Source organism: Entomohabitans teleogrylli (assembly GCF_001484765.1).
GTDB classification, from domain to species: Bacteria; Pseudomonadota; Gammaproteobacteria; order Enterobacterales; family Enterobacteriaceae; genus Entomohabitans; species Entomohabitans teleogrylli.
The window spans coordinates 1-1,120 of sequence record NZ_LLXO01000083.1 but is presented as its reverse complement, the minus strand read 5'-3'; the positions used below and the strand labels follow the sequence as shown (position 1 = coordinate 1,120).

General features: G+C 56.2%; 2 protein-coding genes. Both read right to left on the bottom strand.

Going from position 1 to position 1,120, the window contains the following annotated elements:
• Positions 1-3 precede the first annotated feature (3 nt).
• Positions 4-507 carry a fimbrial protein gene (locus AQ981_RS25285; RefSeq protein WP_071609029.1) on the bottom strand — a complete coding sequence of 168 codons (504 nt, stop codon included), beginning with the start codon at positions 505-507 and terminating at the stop codon, positions 4-6.
• A gap of 19 nt (positions 508-526) precedes the next feature.
• Positions 527-1,120, bottom strand: a 594-nt coding sequence (locus AQ981_RS25280; RefSeq protein ID WP_058914516.1) for a fimbria/pilus periplasmic chaperone, incomplete at its 5' end; no start/stop codon positions are given.

The following is a 1,120-nucleotide window of genomic DNA, read 5'->3' as shown; positions in this document are numbered from 1 at the left end:
TCCTCACTGATAACTTAAAACCATGGTTGCCGAACCGTTAAACGCTCCACCCGGCAGCGCGGCGGCATTCTGCGCCACCGGCACCGCATACAGCGCCGGCGGGTTGTTGGCAGCATAAGTAAATTGCAGTTCCCCGCTATTAGGTATCACCGCCGTTTTTGACGCGTCATACACGCGGATCCCGAGCCCGGCGACATCCGTCATAAACAGGCCGCCGTTGAACGATGCCGGGGTACCCCGAAGGTTAATTTTCAATGTGTTACGCAGCAGGTTTGAACAGCTCAGGCTGTAGCGAATCTGCGTTTCATAATTCACGCCGTCCACCCGGGTGGTCAGTACCTCACCAAAATCCACCTCAATTTGCTGGTTGTTATTGATCACACACTCCGGTTCCACGACAGTGCCGGTGATATGCATATAAGAGACACCACCGTCCTGGGCCAGGCTGCTCAGCGTAACCGCACCCAGTGAACACGCAACCATAAGGGGAAGCAGGTTATTTTTCATGACGTTAACCCTCCTGTAATTATTGCGGGATAACAACCGGCTGAGCCTGACAGATGGCCCCCGCGCACTGGAATGGCAACAGGCGCAGGCTGCCGTAATCATTAACCAACGCCAGTACCGGCGCACTACCCAGCGCATCCGCGCCGGAGCTCAGCGTGACTTTGCTCTTCGGCGCCACCATCACCGGCTCAAATCCTGCTATTCCCTTAGCCTCCAACGAACTACGGCCCTCTACAAATGTCAGGTGGTAAGGGGTGGGATTATTCAGTACATAACGACCGCCGCTTTTGGCCAGTGTGACCTTCTCTACGCCCGGAACCGTATCGGTTTTGGCATCGATTTTTATCGCCGCCGGACGCCAGAAAATCTTTAGCCGCGTCTGCAGCGCCAGGGTCAGCACGTTCGGTTTATTGCTGCGCGGCGGAATCTCCCGCAGGTTGAACCAGAACACGCTTTCGCGATCTTTGGGCAACCTGTCAATCTCCGGCAGCGCCTGAATGCGCACTGAACTCTTGCCGCCGGACTCAATACGCTGTACCGGCGGCAGCACCATTAACGGGCCATTCAGCTTGTTTTCCGCCGCATCCTCGATCCACACCTGGGCCAGATACGG

What these genes read in the sequence shown, in the direction of transcription:
- AQ981_RS25285 (WP_071609029.1), bottom strand. Translation starts at nt 507, where the DNA reads ATGAAAAATAACCTGCTTCCCCTTATGGTTGCGTGTTCACTGGGTGCG.